This window comes from Pseudomonas sp. 10C3 (assembly GCF_036346185.1).
In the GTDB taxonomy this organism is placed as follows: domain Bacteria; phylum Pseudomonadota; class Gammaproteobacteria; order Pseudomonadales; family Pseudomonadaceae; genus Aquipseudomonas.
Genome location: NZ_JASJVE010000239.1, coordinates 1 through 230, shown reverse-complemented (window position 1 = coordinate 230; position 230 = coordinate 1). Strand labels below are relative to the sequence as shown.

Annotated in this window: 1 protein-coding gene; it reads left to right on the top strand. The window is 58.7% G+C overall.

Annotation, left to right across the window (positions count from 1 at the left end; genetic code table 11):
- Positions 1-230: sensor histidine kinase (locus tag QN399_RS26750; RefSeq protein ID WP_330201989.1), on the top strand; the 230-nt coding region annotated here is incomplete at both ends.

Here is a 230-nt window from a genome sequence, read left to right as displayed (position 1 = left end):
TTGCTCAACGAATTGCTGAGCAATCTGGTGGATAACGCCCTCGCGCATACTACGACGGGTGGCAATGTGATTCTGCGGGTGAGGGCACCCTGCATTCATGAAGTCGAGGACGACGGCCTGGGGATCCCTGAAACAGAGCGAGAACGGGTGTTTGACCGCTTCTATCGGCGTCAGCACCAGGGTGCGGGGTCAGGCTTGGGTTTGGCGATTGTCGGTGAGATCTGTCGCGC